Genomic DNA, 16,429 nt, shown 5'->3' on the forward strand with positions numbered 1-16,429 from the left:
AATTATGGGACATTGGCAAGAAAGAACTGAGCTTTTAGTGGGCACAGAAGGATTAGATACATTAGGTAAAGCACACGTATTAATTATTGGTGTAGGTGGCGTTGGTGGTTTTGCTGCTGAGGCAATTGGTAGAGCTGGCGTTGGTAAAATTACTTTGGTTGATGGAGACGTGATCGAACAAAGTAATAGAAACCGTCAGATTGCAGCCTTGATTTCTACAGACGGAATGCCAAAAGCAGAAGTGATTGGCAATAGAATTAAAGATGTAAATCCGAATGTCGACTTGGATGTTCAGAAAATCTACTTGGATGGGGAGAACATCAAAGAGTTGTTACTTGCACATAAATATGATTATGTGATCGAATGTATCGATACACTTGCTCCAAAAATGGACGTGATCAGAACAGCGATCCAAAATAATATCAAAATTGTTAGTTCAATGGGAGCAGGTGGACGAATGGATCCAACCCAAACAAAAGTGGCGCGTTTGAAGGATACATATAACTGTCAGCTAGCACAGAAAATTAGAAAGAGAATCAAAGAGAAGAGTATCAAAAGAAAGCTTAAGGTGGTGTACTCTCCCGAATTAATTGATAAATCGAAAGTGAAAACAGTGGAAGGAGTACTGCATAAAGCATCTACTATTGGAACTATTTCCTATATGCCAGCCGTTTTTGGTTTAACATGTGCTTCTGTAGCCATTCGTGGAATTTTGGAGGACTAAAAGGTGCTTAAAGTCATCATAAATTTTTGGCGTTTTTGTCACATAATAAAAATAGTATTGGTTTTACTTGTCAGACACGATGAACATGTATAGAAAATCTTTCATGTGGTGTTAGAACTTAACTAAACCTTATTTTACACATTATACGTAATGATCAGATTATTATTCAATTTTTTTTATTGGTTAAATGGCTGGAAGTTAAACATTCATCATATACCTGTTGAAACCATGAAAAGAAGTGTCTTTTTAGCAGCCCCTCATACAACCAACTGGGACGCTGTGTACATGGTGGCTTGTATGAGAAAGATTGGTATTAAATTAAGGTTTGCCATTAAGAAAGATTGGATCAAGTTTCCTTTGAATATTGCATTAAGTCCAATGGGGGCGGTTGGAATAGATAGAAGTCCTAAAGTTGCAGGAGAAAAAAGGTTGAGTATGGTAGAAGCGATGGCCAATCTTTTTGAAACCAACAAGGAATTGGCATTAGTGATACCTCCAGAGGGGTCAAGGTCTTTAAGAGAAGAATGGAAATCGGGTTTTTACTATGTAGCATTAACTGCAAAAGTGCCTATTCTTTTAGCTTATTTAGATTATGAGAAAAAAGAAGGGGGAATTATTGAAGCTTTTGAGCCTACTGGCGATATAGACGCGGATATGAAATACATAACGAAAGTGTATCAAGAGTTCGATCCCAAACCAAAATTTCCAGAAATGTATTCTTTAGATAAAAGGTATATTTCTTAAAGTCAGTTTACTTCATTAATATTGTAAACACAAACTACTATTCTCTCGTAATGTTATTATATAGTAGGTTAGAGGATGATGAAGTAACATGGAAAAGATTCAAAAAGAAATCATAAATCAGATAAATAAATCGAAATGTATGTTGCAAATGCCTTCCAAAGCTAAAGCGGAAGAGTTTGTAGACGATATGTTTCGATTTTTATTTCCAGTAGTTTCTGGAGTAGAACAAGGGTATTATGCCTCAGAATTGGCATTGATACGTTTACAAGGGAAACTTCAAGAACTATTTTTACCTATTCGAGATCAGTTTGATGTGGGCTGTGTAGATGTAACAGAACGATTTTTTGATGCATTACCTGATATACATCAACGCCTATTAAAAGATGCACAGGCTTGCTTTGATGGTGACCCTGCAGCACAATACATAGAGGAGGTTATTTTAACCTATCCAGGGTTCTTTGCTATTTTTGTGTACCGTTTGAGTCATCAATTGTTTAAATGCGAAGTACCTATCGTTCCTAGATTGTTCTCTGAATATGCACACTCTAAAACAGGTATAGATATTCACCCAGGTGCAAGTATTGGCGATCATTTTTGCATTGATCATGGTACTGGTATTGTTGTAGGTGAGACGTGTAACATTGGAGACCATGTGAAATTGTATCAAGGCGTTACCTTAGGTGCTTTGAGTGTAAGCAAAGATTTGGCTTCAGTGAAGAGACATCCAACGATTGAAGATCATGTTGTGATTTATTCTGGTACTACAATTTTAGGTGGTGATACAGTTATTGGCGAACACTCTATTATTGGTGGTAATGTTTGGTTGACAGAAAGTATAGAACCACATTCTACGGTATATACAAAAGCATCTGTGAGTGTTAGACAAAAGGAAAAGAAAGTTTAGCTAATCAGCTAAGTATATAGATATAGATAGGCCCACGATTGAAATCGTGGGTTTTTTATTGTTGATTTTTATGACTCTAAAGTATCATAAAAATTAGATAGGAGTCAAAAAAGGCCATCTCAATACTATTGAGACGGCCTTTACAAATTTATATATATGTTATTAGTTTTTACATACTTCGAGTTCTCCAAGTGCATTGTTCAAACCGTCCACACCATTGTTTAAATGTGATATAGCGATGTGAATATGGTCAATGGCATTGTTTAGATGAGAATGAATTTCTGATACATCATCAGAAAAATGAGCTACACCTAATGTGTTAGAGGCCATATCAAATACTTTTTTTGCATCATGGAAAGAGCCATGAGCATCATGTGTTTCACTACCTGCCACGGTACAATGGTTGTATGCCTGACTTTTTGCTTCATGCGTCTCATCTTTAGCATAATGAGCGTTCTTCATTGCTGCTTCCGCCTCTGATTTAGCGATTTGCATATTTTCTTTGATACAATCGATCGTTGTACAATCAAAACACTCGCTGATGTAGTGCAATGCGGTTTCAGCACCCTCATGCGAAGATTGATAATAATCGTAGGCTTCGTTGATGTCGTTGACTATTACATGATGTTGAGCAAATATAAGAGTCATTGGAACGGTTGTTAAAGAGATAATAAGTATTAGCGTTTTCATAGGTTTATTCGGTTTATAAGTGGGTAACAAAGCAGAACTTTGAAATGTGCGATAAATTAGAAAAGTGCAATTACTTTGTTTTAATATTTCAATTTAGGGTATAGAATGCTTTAATTAGTACTACTATTTTTAACTGGGTAATATCAAATAAAATGATTAATTGATAATAAAAAGAGTAGGCAATAAAAAAGTCACCTCATTTCTGAAGTGACTACTATATATTCTTTAAAAAACCACTATTTATTGGTTGGGTTTATTCTTTTCCGCCAACCTGGCTTTTAATTTTAGTAACTCATCCGAAGCGCCAAGTGAGGCTTGTGTACTTCCTCCTCCAATTCCTAGAGCAGAATCAATTTCATCTTCAACGGTTTTGTTTGTTAGACTAGCAATATCCGCATAAGAATCAGCCAATGCTTCTTTTTCCTCTACCTTTTCCTTCATTTTCTGTAAACGAGCAATGGTATTAGAAGAATCAACGTTCGATAATTGTTTATTTAATTTGGCCGAAGCATCGCTAACAGTCGCTCTAGCTTTTAATGTTTTCAATTCAGTTTCCCACTTACTAATCTGAGATTTTAATTGATGTACATTACTTTCCATTTTAGTTAACATACCACCGTAGTTATCTAAATTGGTTTTATTGGCTGTGGCTCTTTGTTCGTATTGTTGTTTTCTTTCTAAAGCTTGGGTAGCTAAACGATCCGCCTCGTTAGGATCAATATGACCACGGTTAGCTCTTTCAAGAAGCATCATTGCTTTCTTCTCAAAATCTTTAGCGTTCCCAATATTTGATTGATATTCTTTTTTCTCACGAATATTTAATGCCTTCACTTCCGCTAGACCTTGCATGGACTTCGATAAGTCAGCTTTAAGGTCTCTAATCCCTTGTTCTGTTTGTTTAATAGGGTTTTCTAATTTATCTAATACAGAATGTGTTTCTGATTCTACTATACCAAAAAGTCTTTTTAACCACTTAAACATATCTATTTATTTTAATTTTTTCTCAAAGTAATTGTAAGCTTCATTTATTTCAAGTGTCACTTTCTGTGCCATCTCCTGCTTTTTGGGGTCTCCTTGAAATAAATCGGGATGATACACTTTTATCATCTTTCTATACGCTTTTTTTATGGTGGCAAAATCAGACCCTTTGGGCACCTCTAAGGCATTGTAATGTTTCTCTTCTAAAGAAGGTTCAGCCTTTTTTTGCTGTTGGTAATTACCTTGCTGATAGCTTTGTTGACTATCATAATCTTGATAGGAGTAATTTTGCTGAGTTTTGTTATTGTTGATAATCTCCTCGTAATACTTCTTCCATTCTTTTTCAAAATCTTTATCCATTAAATCTTGAAACATGGGATTGTTAGCAATTTGATCATTTATTGCTGAACGAAGGATATCTTTAAAACGGTCTACTAACATAGTTTAATTTGATAATTGCATTTGACACTAAATGTTGATTTTATTTTGATCACATTTATGCTGAGTTACTTGATGATATAATCATCTACACTCAGTAATAAATATAAAAAATTAATCCGAAGATAAAAGTAATTGTTTTACATAGATAGTATTTGATTATAATTTGACATGATCTAAAACTAAGTAAATATTTATATATAATTATCTACTTTATATTTCACGAAAAATAATAGAAAAAGGATGTGTTTTAGACAATAAAAAAATAAAAGAATGAATATTCATTTATTTTTGGACTTTTTGAGTTGTAAATGTATATTTGACGATTAATGGGGTTAAAGTATTGTTAATCCTACCAAACTTTAATTTAAAGATTGCTATTATTTAAACTTTACTACTAAATTTGATTAGCACATGCGTGAAATATAAAAATCATTAAGTAAATTATATGTAAACAAAGTGCTGATAGGAAGGATCATCCTATTACAAAATAAGATATGAAAAAAAGTCTTGAATTGAATGCCTTTTTTTAAATGATTTATTATCAATTGTATATCATTTAATGGGTGGAGACTTGAAATAAGAATTTAGTAGTGCTTAATGTATTGGGATCCCTAATTAGGAAGCAATACTCACAAAATGTCATCAAAAAAATGGAACAAAACCGTCCTTGGTACAAACATTACGCAGATTTTACTCCTCAGGAAATCAATCCTGACAACTACCAATCACTTTTATCATTGTTCAGCGAAGCATTTGGGAAGTTTTCCAACAAAATTGCTTACGAGAACATGGGAGGAAAATTAACTTACGCTGAAGTTGAAACACAGTCGAAACGTTTTGCCTCTTATTTACAGAATGAATGTGGTATGCAAAAGGGGGATCGCATTGCGATTCAGATGCCGAACTGCTTGCAGTATCCAATTGCTATGATTGGTGCTATTCGTGCAGGTATGGTAGTGGTAAACACCAACCCTTTATATACGGAAAGAGAAATGTTGCATCAGTTTACAGATGCAGAGGTGAAGACTGTAGTAATTGTAGCCAACTTTGCAGATAAGTTGGAGAACATCAAGGACAAGGTGCCTACCTTAGAAAACATTGTAACAACAGAGCTTGGGGATATGCTTACTTTCCCTAAGAACCTTATCGTAAATGCGGTTGTAAAGCACATCAAAAAGATGGTTCCTTCTTACAATCTTCCAGATGCGGTGAAGTTTAAAGATGCTTTGAGCAAGGGAGATGCACAAGAATATAAGGAGCCAGATGTAAAAGGAGAGGATCATGCCTTTTTACAATACACAGGTGGTACAACAGGCGTTGCTAAAGGAGCAATTTTAACGCATAGAAATATTGTTGCCAATTTAGAGCAATCAAATGCTTGGTTAAAAGGCGTATTGACGGAAGGTGAAGAAGTAGTCATCACTGCACTTCCGTTATACCATATTTTTGCCCTGACGGTAAACTGTATGACGATGATGAAGATTGGAGCAAGAAACATCTTGATTACCAATCCACGTGATATGAACGCATTCATCAAGGAAATTTCGAAATATAAATTCTCTATCGTTACAGGTGTAAATACATTATTTAACGGTATGTTGAACCATAAGAAATTCGCCGATTTGGACTTCACGAATTTAAAAGTGACTATCGGTGGAGGTATGGCTGTTCAGATGGCTGTGGCAAAACGATGGGAAGATGTAACGGGTTGTACACTTGCAGAAGGGTACGGTCTTACAGAAACTGCTCCAGTAGTATGTGTACACCGATTGGATAGCCCTAAAATTGGAACAATTGGTTTACCTTACCCGTCGACAGATGTGAAAATTATGAGCGAAGAAGGTGAAGAAGTGGGTATTGGTGAAGTAGGAGAACTTTGTGTGAAAGGTCCTCAGGTGATGAAAGGTTACTGGAAGCGTGAAAAAGATACTGAAGAAACTTTCTTTGCTGATGGATGGTTAAGAACAGGTGATATCGCTACAATGGATCATCATGGTTACTTTAAGATTGTCGATCGTAAAAAAGACATGATTTTGGTATCAGGTTTTAATGTATATCCAAACGAAGTGGAAGAAGTATTGGTAATGCACGAAGGCGTTTTAGAATGTGCTGTAATTGGAGTTCCTGATAACAAATCGACAGAAGCTGTAAAATGTTTCGTGGTGAAAAAAGACCAACACTTAACATCAGATACTTTAAAGGAATTCTGTAAACAAAACCTTGCAGGATATAAAGTTCCTAAGCATTATGAGTTCAGGACGGAGTTACCAAAAACAAATGTGGGTAAAATTCTTCGTAGAACACTAAAAGAAGAAGAAATGGAAAGATTTAAGCAAGCAATCCATTAAGAATAAATTTAAATTGTGCCACTTAGTTTTTTACTAAGTGGCATTTTTTTTATTCACTGAACTTACTATTATGCAAACTGAAGTACTCGAGTATCAAGCCGAACAGAAAAAGAACAAGCAAGTTAATTCTATAGCTATCTTTTCCATCATCACTGGGTTATTTGGTCTAGTGAAGTCATCCTACACTTCTATAAATTATTTTTTGAGTGGGTATCCAAGAACGAACTACGACTTAAAGAAAATTTTTGATCTAGGTGATTTCAATTTTATATGGGATTATCAATTCTTTAGTTTACACTTGGATGTGATTTTTTATGGAATATGCACTGTTTCTGGAATAGGTCTTTTATTTTTTAAAAATTGGGCAAGAATAGGGTTAATTTGTGCCTATACTTACAACATTGTATATCATCTTTTTCAAAGATCAATAATGTTACTTAATAGTGATGCTCTTCAAGCAGAGACGGCTACACATTTATTGAAGACTGGACAAATAAAAAATCTAGAAATGATATTGCAAATAACTGCTTGGTTGTCTTATGGAGTCGCTTTCTTAGTGTTTTTATTGGTACTCTTCTACGCATGGATTATCTTCAAACTTTCCTCTAAAAACATTAAGTCATTATTAAATTAATCAAATGGAATATCAAGAAGAATGGGTGAAATTACAGGTAGAAGCCCCTTTTGTTTTTAATCATGAAGCAACAAAAGAGACAGAACATGTTTGGTTTTTATTTCATGGATATGGACAGTTGGCAGAACATTTTATCCGTCGTTTTGATATTCTTCAAGAGCATCATCATGTAGTGGCTTTACAAGGATTATCTCGATTTTATTTAGATGATAAATACGAGAAGATTGGTGCCTCATGGATGACAAGAATGCATCGAGAAAAAGATATTATCCATCAGAAAAAATATATTGAGGAGGTGGTCCAAAATAGATTACTTTCCATTCCATCTTTTGATGTAAAACGCAATTACTTTGCCTTCTCTCAAGGTGGGGCTACTTTATTAAGGTGGCTCGTTGATGCACAACCCGAAGTAAATGCCCTTATCTTATGGGCTGCAGATATTCCAAAAGAATTTACAGTAGAAGATTTCGATTTCCTTTCACCCGATAGTAAAGTCATTTATGTGATTGGAGACAACGATCCTTTCCGTAGTTTTATTGAAATCGAGAAGTTAAAGGACTTCATCAAACAGTTGAAGTGTGAGACAGATATTGTGACTTTTAGAGGTGGGCACAGCGTGAATAGACCAACATTGAAGACGGTGCTTAAAAACCATCAGTTATTTTAAGTTGTCTTTAATTGTGCTCTACTTATATTTTTCCCACATTTTGGTTTCTCTTTCCAAAAGCTTATCAAACTTAGCAGGGTAATTGGCAGAAAACTCCATCCACTCATTAGTATCAGGATGATGAAATGAAATGGATGTAGAGCATAAAAATAGCCCTTTTCCCTCTAAGGTATTTCCTTTTTTACCATAGGTTGCATCGCCAACAATCGGATGACCTAAACCAGCCATATGAATTCTAAGTTGATGAGTTCGTCCGGTATGTGGAGTGAGTTCTACTAGGGTCAAAAATTCTGATCTCAAAGATGGGATACTTTTTATTGATTGATAGGTGCTGTGCGATTTTTTACCCTCAATATCCTCTTTGATATCAGCTGTACCTTGTACTTTTCCCATCACTACAGCATGATACTTCTTTTGAATCGTTTTGTCCTCAAATTGATTGCCTAAAGCAACGCGGCTTTTTCTGGTTTTAGCAATCAGTAATACTCCTGATGTTGGAGCATCTAAACGGTGACAGGGTTTGGGCCACGACAAAGCATCTGATGCTGTTGAAGGCTGAAGATTATACAATAAAGCATTCTCAATGGTTTTGTATTGATTGCCACTTACAGGATATCCTGCAGGTTTGAAAACAACAGCTAAAACATCGTCTTCATAAATAACTTCCAACTTTAGCTCAAATACTTTTGGAGGAGTCGCTTCTTCTTCTTTAATGATAATTTGATCACCAACTGATAACCACTCATGTCCCTTAGCTAATTGATTATTTAATAATATGCGTTGTTGTTTGAATGCTTTCTTTAAACCATTACGGGTGTTTAGAGATGATTCACTTTTTAGCAAATAGTCTAACAATCGTAGTTCACCTTTTAGATTTTCTACTTTATGATCAAATAATAAGGACATAGGATAATTTAATTTGAGATTGGCAAATTATTGCTTTTCGATTAGTTATCCTCGAGGTTTTTACTAATTATTTCAAAATCGAACTCATTTTTTTTTCTACACAGTTCGAAATTGTAAATTCGTACAAAATTCATTGAGGATGGAAGAAAAGTACATGTATCGTGCACTTCAGTTGGCACAATTAGGTAAAGGAAATGTGAGCCCAAATCCTATGGTTGGGGCTGTGATTGTTCATAATGGAAAAATTATAGGCGAGGGGTACCATAAAAAATATGGTGAGCCACATGCTGAAGTAAATGCCGTTGCTTCTGTAAAAGAAGAAGACAAGCACTTACTTTCTGAGGCAGAAATGTATGTGACATTAGAACCTTGTAGTCATTATGGAAAAACACCTCCATGTGCCGATCTTATCGTAAGAAATAAATTAAAAAAGGTATATGTCTGTAATCTAGACCCTAACCCATTGGTAGCAGGAAGGGGAATTAAAAGGATTGAAGACGCTGGAATTAAGGTAGAAACTAAGATTTTAGAAAAGGAAGGGTTTGAAATCAACAAACGATTTTTCAAAGCCATGACCCAACAATTACCTTATGTGATGTTGAAATATGCACAAACCAAAGATGGGTTTGTGGCAAGAGAAAACTTCGATTCTAAATGGATAAGCAATGCCCAATCGAGACAATTGGTGCATAAAATGCGTGCGGAAGAAGATGCAATCCTTGTGGGTAGAAATACCGCTCAATACGATAATCCATCGCTCACCGTAAGAGATTGGACTGGCAATCATCCTACAAGAATAGTCATCGATAGGTATTTAAAATTACCTAAAGATTATCACCTATTCGATCAATTAGTACCTACTATTGTGTATAATGTTCAACAAAATGAAACATCAGATAATTTGTCATATGTTCTCTTGCCTGAAGAAAACTTTTTCAAATCTTTACTAGAAGATCTTTTCAAAAGAGGACTTCACTCCGTAATTGTAGAGGGGGGCGGTTTCGTTTTACAAGAGTTTATTGATCAAAATCTTTGGGATGAAGCACATGTATTTACCTCGTCTACAGCTGAATTTGGAAAAGGAGTTGCTGCACCTCAATTAAAGAATTACCAGAAAGTATCATCAAGAAATATTTTAGGTGATAATTATTCGATATATTATCAAAAAAAATAGGAATTGCTATGGACTTAAATGAGGTAATGGATGCTTTGTATCAATTTGGAAATGAAGGTACTAAGCGTATTTATATGAATCACGGGGCTCAAGAACCTTTTTTTGGAGTAAAAGTAGGAGATCTAAAAAAACTACAGAAGAAGATAAAAACCAATCATCAATTAGCCCTTGAATTATACGATACCGGAAATTCGGATGCGCAATATCTAGCAGGCATGATTGCTGATCCAAAGCTAGCTACTAAAGAAGAGCTTAACGATTGGGCAAAAGGGGCGACTTGGTACATGGTTTCTGATTATGCTGTTGCAGGAGTAGCGGCATCAAGTAATGATGCATGGTCGCTTGGTTTAGAGTGGATTCAATCGGATCAAGAGTTTATTTGCAGTGCAGGGTGGTGTACTCTTGCCGGTTATATATCAATTCGTAATGATGACGAAATTGATCTTTTAAAAATCGAAGAATTACTTACTTTTGCAGAAAATCACATTCACGAACAACAAAACCGTGTTCGATATAGCCTTAATGGCTTTGTGATTGCAGTGGGTGTCTACATAGAAAGCTTATCAGAAAAAGCGATGGAAGTCGGAAAAAACATAGGTAAAGTTTCCGTGAACATGGGCAAGACAAGCTGTAAGGTACCTATGGCTGAAGATTATATTTTTAAAGTAAGATCGATGGATAGAGTGGGGAAGAAGAAGAAGAGTACAAGGTGCTAGATTTTTAGGGAAGAGGTAAGAAGTAAGAGGTAATAACTAATAAGGAATAAGTAATAGGTAAAGGGTGACTTTTAATTCGAAATCATTGTTTTAGTTAGGAACTAGGAGTGAGGAATTAGGAGTTACGAATAGTTCGCTCCTCCAGTATGTGTAAATTTATTATGTACAAAGCTTGATAGATATAAAGCATATGGGATAATTGACACGATAAGTGGATAAAAAATTTAAACTTCTAACTCCTAGTTACTAATTCCTAACTCCTACCTACTACCTACTACCTACTACCTAATTTAAAATATTAAGAAATTGAATTATCAGGAAACATTAGATTTTTTATATGCTCAACTTCCTATGTATCAGAGGGAAGGTAAGGCAGCTTTTAAGAAGGATTTAACCAATACAATAGAGCTGTGTAAGTTCTTGGGAAATCCTGAAAAGAAGTTTAAGTCTATACATGTGGCAGGAACCAACGGGAAAGGAAGTTCTTCTCACTTAATGGCTTCTGTATTGCAAGAAGCAGGATATAAGGTGGGTTTATATACTTCGCCACATTTAAAGAACTTTACGGAGAGAGTACGCATTAATGGTGTGGAAATGTCTGAAAATGAGGTGATCGATTTTGTAGAGAGAGTAAAACCTGCAATTGAAAAGATTCAGCCGTCGTTTTTTGAATTGACGGTGGCGATGGCTTTTGATCATTTTGCTAATCAGTCAGTCGATTTTGCGGTGATTGAAGTCGGATTGGGTGGTCGTTTGGATTCGACAAATGTTATTCGTCCAGAAGCATGTTTGATTACCAATATTGGTTACGATCACATGGATATGTTGGGGAATACATTACGAAAAATTGCAAGAGAGAAAGCGGGGATCATAAAGACAGAAACACCTGTAGTGGTGAGTCAGAAGCAAGAAGAAATTGCGGGTGTTTTTATGGAGATTGCTTTAGAAAAAAATGCTCCATTAGTATTTGCTGAGAATCATCTTTCTTGGAAAGGAAATAATGTACTGCTTAAAGACAGTGTATTATTAGAGAATGTAGAAATTGGGGTAAAAGGCGATTACCAAAAGCACAATGTATTGGGTGTAATTGCTTTGAGTTACTACCTAAATGAATATCAAATAGCTGATATTGAATTGGAAGCTATTAAAAAAGGATTGTTGGGTGTGGTCGAGAACACAGGGTTAAAAGGAAGATGGCAAGTTTTGGGTCATCAACCAAAAATAATTACTGATGTGGGTCACAATGAAGATGGATGGAGATTTGTGTTAAATCAACTTCAAAGAGAAGAATACAACAATTTACATATTGTTTTAGGTGTGGTAGTGGAAAAGGATTTGCCAAATATGTTACGTAAACTACCTGCTGATGCACATTATTACTTCTGTAAACCGAATGTACCAAGAGGCTTAGAGGCACAAATACTATTTGATGCCGCCAAAGAATTAGGGTTAAAGGGAGAGTGTATTTCGGATGTCAATGAGGCAATTTCTAAGGCAAAAAGTAATGCAAATCAACAAGATTTGATCTTTATTGGAGGAAGTACTTTCGTGGTTGCTGAGATTAATGAGTTGTAAACAAAACCTTTCATACAACATTTTTTAACAGCGTTAATGTAAAACGAAAGATCAAATACTATACTTTTGCCCCGCAGTTAATTAATAGTCAGTCGTGTAAATGGCTGACTATTATATGTTTAACCAACAGTGATACTTATGAATTGTAGATTTTTATTCTACACCTTATTATCATTAATTACTATCTCACTTTTTACTACTTGTAGCGATGATGAACATCAAATGGTGTTTGAAAAAATAATTACTAGCGAGCCTACTTTAGTAGAAAACGGGGAAATTATTCAGTTTGTAGACTCTACAGTTTTAAAATTGAATATCGAAGAAGAAAAAGTTTTTGGGGAATTTGATTGGAATACATCAAATACCGAGAGGATTTCTGGAAAACTAATAGGAACAATTCATGACAATGTCATAAAAGCAATATGTTCCTATGAACAAGGTGGATCCCTTATTCGAGAAGAGAAAGTAATTAAGTTAGGAAAAAACTTTGCCCACTTCAGAATTGGAGGGAAAATGAAATTACAAGACGGTGTTTACTTGTATTCTTCCAATGATGAAAACGTTGAATATGGTGCTAAGATTCCAAGAAAATTTTAATTATATAATAAACTCCTCAGCAATGAGGAGTTTTTTTTTATCCTTCCATATAATACACCCTCTTCACTCTAGAACTTACAGAAGTAAGTATCTCGTATGGGATCGTATCAATCGCTTTGGCCAATTGTGTGATGCTTAGATCTTCTCCAAAAATAACAACATCATCACCTACTATAGCATTGATATCGGTAATATCTACCATGGTCATGTCCATACACACATTACCAATGACGGGAGCAATCTTTCCATTGATGATCATTTTACCCACTCCATTACTAAAGTGTCGGTTAAAACCATCAGCATAGCCAATACCAATTGTAGCAATCTTCATATCTTTTGAAGCCACACCTTTTCGTCCATAGCCAATCGTTTCTCCCTTTTTGATGGTTTTGATCTGAGCAATCACAGATTTTAAAGTCGCCACCGTCTGAAGATCATCTTGTTTGATACGATTCACTTCAATACCGTGCAGGCCAATTCCAAGTCGTACCATATCCATTTGATGTTCAGGAAAGCGAACAATTCCAGCAGAATTCAAACAATGTTTTATCACTTTATAGCCCAAGAAATCTTCAATAGAAGCCGCTACTTTATCAAATTCTTGTACTTGATTTAAAGTATAGTTATTGTGCTGTTCTTCGTCGGCACCTGCCAAATGCGTAAACACACCAGTCACTTTTACTTTTGAAGCTATTTTCCCTAATTTCTCTAATAAAATAGGCAATTCAGCTACTGTAAATCCAAGTCGGTGCATCCCCGTATCTATATTGATTTGAATAGCAAAAGGGGTCTCATTTTCGTCCTCTTCTAGAAAGTCCTCTAAAGCTTCCAACATTTCTAAGTTATAGATCTCAGGTTCTAGTTGAAAACGGCGCATGGTTTCAAAAGAATCGGGCGAAGGCGTTAGCACCATAATTGGCGTACGGATGCCATTTTCTCTTAATTCTACCCCTTCATCAGCAAAAGCAACGCCTAGGTAATCCACCAAATGATATTGAAGCGTATGAGCTAATTCGTGTTTTCCACTACCATATCCTAAAGCCTTCACCATTACCATCACTTTAGTTGAAGGTTGAAGTTGTGCTTTGTAGAACATGAGATTATGCACCACAGCGTCCAAGTTGATCTCCAGGCGAGTACTATGTATCTTTCTTTGAAGCAGAGCCGCAATTTTTTCAAATTCATATTGTCGTGCTCCCTTCAAAAGAATCATCTCTTTATTGAAAGTGATTTGTTGCTTTCTTATCGCATTTTTTAACTCAGAGGTATTTTTGAAAAACTGACTATCAATCGTGATGTCATTTTGATGTTGACTTAAGTGATTTCCCACTCCGATAAAACGTTCAATTTCATGCTCATGTATCAACTCATTAATTTTTTGATACAAAACCGTTTTATCATTATGTCCTTGCAGAAGATCGGATAGAATAAGCGTTTTAGGCAAGTTTTCTTGATTTTGCCCCATAAAGCTTAACGCAATCTGCAAACCTCCTAAATCGTTATTGTAAAAATCGTTGATGAGAACAGTGCCATTTATTCCTTCTTTTCTCTCTAATCTCATCGGAAGACTTTTAAGGAAGGATAAACGACGGTTGATTTCCTCAAATGAATAGCCAAGATAAGTCAACACAGCCACACAGTGCATGGCATTTTCGAATGAAGCCTCATCGTTAAATGGAATAGTTATCTGATGTTTATTTCCTTTGAAGTTGAGGTAAACCAATTGGTTTTCAATTTCCTCAATCCTCAACGCAGCTTCTTGATGCACTCCCCAATGAAATAATTCGCCGTTTTTTTGTCGAAGTTCCTCGTGAATATCTTCATGATCGCGACAATAAATGATACTATGACACTCATCAAAAAGAAATCCTTTTTCGTGAAGTTTCTGCACTCTATTATCAAATAGTTTATCGTGAGCAGAACCTAAATTGGTAAATAAACCTATCGAAGGGAGAATAATCCTCTGAAGGTTTTTCATTTCATCAATCTTAGAAATCCCAGCTTCAAAAATGCCTAATTCGTGCTTTTTATCAATTTGCCAAACCGATAAAGGTACTCCGATTTGAGAGTTATAACTCTTAGGACTTTTGACCACATTTTTATCCACTTCCAATAAAGTGTACAACCATTCCTTAATGATCGTTTTAGCATTCGATCCGGTGATACCAATTACTGGAAGGTCAGGGTAAAGTTCTCTATGGTATTTAGTAACTTCTTGTAAAGTTTGTAGGGTATTTTCTACATAGACAAACGTTGCCTCTTTATACAGGTAACCTTTGTCGAAATCTACCGTGACCACAAACTTTCTCACTCCTTTATCATACAACTCAGGTATAAATTCGCTTCCTTCTCTTTTAGGCCCATTTAAAGCAAAAAAGATGGTTTGAGATGGAGCGGTAAGCATTCTACTATCAATAAGTAAATACTTTGCGTTCCAAAACGAAGAAGAAAAATCGATACTTGTGTTTGTAGACATATATACTTTATAATAAGAAGTTGGCTAGATAGTAAAATTAATTATTTCTTGGAAAGATTGGGAAGTTGTTAAGAAGTAAAAACTAAATTATTGATTAAACAAATTCGACCTTCCCTGAATCTTTTTTATTTATATCATCCATAAAAGCTTCTATTGCTCTTATGATTTTAATGATTGAATCAAATTTTGGGTTAGTATCTCCTGAAAGGGTTTTGTATAGACTGTTTCTATTTAATCCAGTAACTTCAGATAATTTTGTTACTCCAATAAATTTAACGACATCATTTAATGCATAAACAATATCTTTAGCATCACCTGTTTTGCTAATGTATTTTAAGTAGTCGTAAGCATCATTTAGATCATCAAAATAATTTGAATTTTTGTAATCTTTGATTTTTTCCTTTTTCATAATTATTTGATTGAGTTTAATATTTTTTTCGATTTGATAATGTCTTCTCTTTGAGTTGTTTTATCACCACCTGCCAATAGTAAAATAATCTGACCATTAACATAGGTGAAATATATTCTATATCCTTTTTCAAAATGTATTCTAAGTTCATGTATTCCTTTTCCAATAGCTTTACAATCACAGAGGTTTCTATTTTTTACTCTATTGAGCCTTTTCATAATTTCGTAAGCAGCAAAACGTCTTTTCTTCTTTAGTTTTTTGAACCAATTAGAAAAACTTTTAGTCTCTTTAATTTCCATTAATGTATGAATCGTTAGTTTTTACAAATGTAGCTTGTAAGCGACAAACAAGCAATTTTTAAAGTATAAAATGGTATTTAATGTAGGGTGAAATTGTAAGAAGTTGTATTACTATAAACGACTAATTTTAATTTCACTAATTGAGTG

17 protein-coding genes are annotated in these 16,429 nt (G+C 34.9%); 10 read left to right on the forward strand and 7 right to left on the reverse strand.

The features are described 5' to 3' along the window. Window positions 1-4: 4 nt before the first annotated feature. The 3 genes from KMW28_RS06265 (at window position 5) to epsC (ending at window position 2,372) form a co-directional block, all read left to right on the forward strand. Window positions 5-724 carry a tRNA threonylcarbamoyladenosine dehydratase gene (locus KMW28_RS06265; protein WP_169664135.1) on the forward strand — a complete coding sequence of 240 codons (720 nt, stop codon included), beginning with the start codon at window positions 5-7 and terminating at the stop codon, window positions 722-724. Window positions 725-874: 150 nt separating this feature from the next. Further along, complete coding sequence (locus KMW28_RS06270) at window positions 875-1,468, forward strand: 1-acyl-sn-glycerol-3-phosphate acyltransferase (protein ID WP_066209172.1); 594 nt, start codon at window positions 875-877, stop codon at window positions 1,466-1,468. 88 nt (window positions 1,469-1,556) lie between these two features. Further along, entirely contained in the window at window positions 1,557-2,372 is an 816-nt protein-coding gene (gene epsC / locus KMW28_RS06275) for a serine O-acetyltransferase EpsC (RefSeq protein ID WP_169664134.1), read from the forward strand. Between the two features lie 162 nt (window positions 2,373-2,534). Here epsC and KMW28_RS06280 read toward each other — a convergent pair whose 3' ends face one another. From KMW28_RS06280 to KMW28_RS06290, 3 genes are all read right to left on the reverse strand, one after another. Then, the gene (locus KMW28_RS06280; protein WP_169664133.1) at window positions 2,535-3,062 is read right to left on the reverse strand and encodes a hypothetical protein; all 528 of its coding nucleotides are present in this window, start codon (window positions 3,060-3,062) and stop codon (window positions 2,535-2,537) included. 240 nt (window positions 3,063-3,302) lie between these two features. Then, entirely contained in the window at window positions 3,303-4,043 is a 741-nt protein-coding gene (locus tag KMW28_RS06285; protein WP_066209164.1) for a PspA/IM30 family protein, read from the reverse strand. 6 nt (window positions 4,044-4,049) lie between these two features. Further along, entirely contained in the window at window positions 4,050-4,481 is a 432-nt protein-coding gene (locus KMW28_RS06290) for a J domain-containing protein (RefSeq protein WP_169664132.1), read from the reverse strand. A 650-nt stretch (window positions 4,482-5,131) separates the two neighbouring features. Here KMW28_RS06290 and KMW28_RS06295 point away from each other — a divergent pair. From KMW28_RS06295 to KMW28_RS06305, 3 genes are all read left to right on the forward strand, one after another. Continuing rightward, window positions 5,132-6,829, forward strand: coding sequence for an AMP-binding protein (locus tag KMW28_RS06295; RefSeq protein WP_169664131.1), 1,698 nt, complete (start codon window positions 5,132-5,134; stop codon window positions 6,827-6,829). Window positions 6,830-6,899: 70 nt separating this feature from the next. After that, window positions 6,900-7,463 carry a hypothetical protein gene (locus KMW28_RS06300; protein ID WP_169664130.1) on the forward strand — a complete coding sequence of 188 codons (564 nt, stop codon included), beginning with the start codon at window positions 6,900-6,902 and terminating at the stop codon, window positions 7,461-7,463. Between the two features lie 4 nt (window positions 7,464-7,467). Continuing rightward, complete coding sequence (locus KMW28_RS06305) at window positions 7,468-8,130, forward strand: alpha/beta hydrolase (protein WP_169664129.1); 663 nt, start codon at window positions 7,468-7,470, stop codon at window positions 8,128-8,130. 18 nt (window positions 8,131-8,148) lie between these two features. Here the strand turns inward: KMW28_RS06305 and KMW28_RS06310 are convergent, their stop codons facing one another. Continuing rightward, window positions 8,149-9,036 (reverse strand): RluA family pseudouridine synthase, encoded by an 888-nt coding sequence (locus KMW28_RS06310; protein ID WP_169664128.1) that lies wholly within the window; start codon window positions 9,034-9,036, stop codon window positions 8,149-8,151. Between the two features lie 139 nt (window positions 9,037-9,175). On the opposite strand from KMW28_RS06310, the gene ribD reads away from it, so the two are divergent. The 4 genes from ribD to KMW28_RS06330 all read left to right on the forward strand — a co-directional run bounded on the left by ribD (window position 9,176) and on the right by KMW28_RS06330 (window position 13,098). Then, entirely contained in the window at window positions 9,176-10,210 is a 1,035-nt protein-coding gene (gene ribD / locus KMW28_RS06315) for a bifunctional diaminohydroxyphosphoribosylaminopyrimidine deaminase/5-amino-6-(5-phosphoribosylamino)uracil reductase RibD (protein ID WP_205958177.1), read from the forward strand. An 8-nt stretch (window positions 10,211-10,218) separates the two neighbouring features. Further along, the gene (locus KMW28_RS06320; RefSeq protein WP_169664127.1) at window positions 10,219-10,926 is read left to right on the forward strand and encodes a DNA alkylation repair protein; all 708 of its coding nucleotides are present in this window, start codon (window positions 10,219-10,221) and stop codon (window positions 10,924-10,926) included. Between the two features lie 306 nt (window positions 10,927-11,232). Further along, on the forward strand, window positions 11,233-12,501 hold the full coding sequence (locus KMW28_RS06325) for a bifunctional folylpolyglutamate synthase/dihydrofolate synthase (protein WP_169664126.1): 1,269 nt from the start codon (window positions 11,233-11,235) through the stop codon (window positions 12,499-12,501). 138 nt (window positions 12,502-12,639) lie between these two features. Continuing rightward, window positions 12,640-13,098, forward strand: coding sequence for a hypothetical protein (locus KMW28_RS06330; protein ID WP_169664125.1), 459 nt, complete (start codon window positions 12,640-12,642; stop codon window positions 13,096-13,098). A 37-nt stretch (window positions 13,099-13,135) separates the two neighbouring features. Here KMW28_RS06330 and KMW28_RS06335 read toward each other — a convergent pair whose 3' ends face one another. The 3 genes from KMW28_RS06335 to KMW28_RS06345 all read right to left on the reverse strand — a co-directional run bounded on the left by KMW28_RS06335 (window position 13,136) and on the right by KMW28_RS06345 (window position 16,282). Continuing rightward, a complete protein-coding gene (locus tag KMW28_RS06335) occupies window positions 13,136-15,574 on the reverse strand; it encodes a bifunctional UDP-N-acetylmuramoyl-tripeptide:D-alanyl-D-alanine ligase/alanine racemase (protein WP_169664124.1) in 2,439 nt (812 codons plus the stop codon). 94 nt (window positions 15,575-15,668) lie between these two features. Continuing rightward, window positions 15,669-15,983 carry an addiction module antidote protein gene (locus KMW28_RS06340; RefSeq protein WP_169664123.1) on the reverse strand — a complete coding sequence of 105 codons (315 nt, stop codon included), beginning with the start codon at window positions 15,981-15,983 and terminating at the stop codon, window positions 15,669-15,671. A 2-nt stretch (window positions 15,984-15,985) separates the two neighbouring features. After that, window positions 15,986-16,282 carry a type II toxin-antitoxin system RelE/ParE family toxin gene (locus KMW28_RS06345; RefSeq protein ID WP_169664122.1) on the reverse strand — a complete coding sequence of 99 codons (297 nt, stop codon included), beginning with the start codon at window positions 16,280-16,282 and terminating at the stop codon, window positions 15,986-15,988. Window positions 16,283-16,429 lie beyond the last annotated feature (147 nt).

The organism is Flammeovirga yaeyamensis, assembly GCF_018736045.1.
In the GTDB taxonomy this organism is placed as follows: domain Bacteria; phylum Bacteroidota; class Bacteroidia; order Cytophagales; family Flammeovirgaceae; genus Flammeovirga; species Flammeovirga yaeyamensis.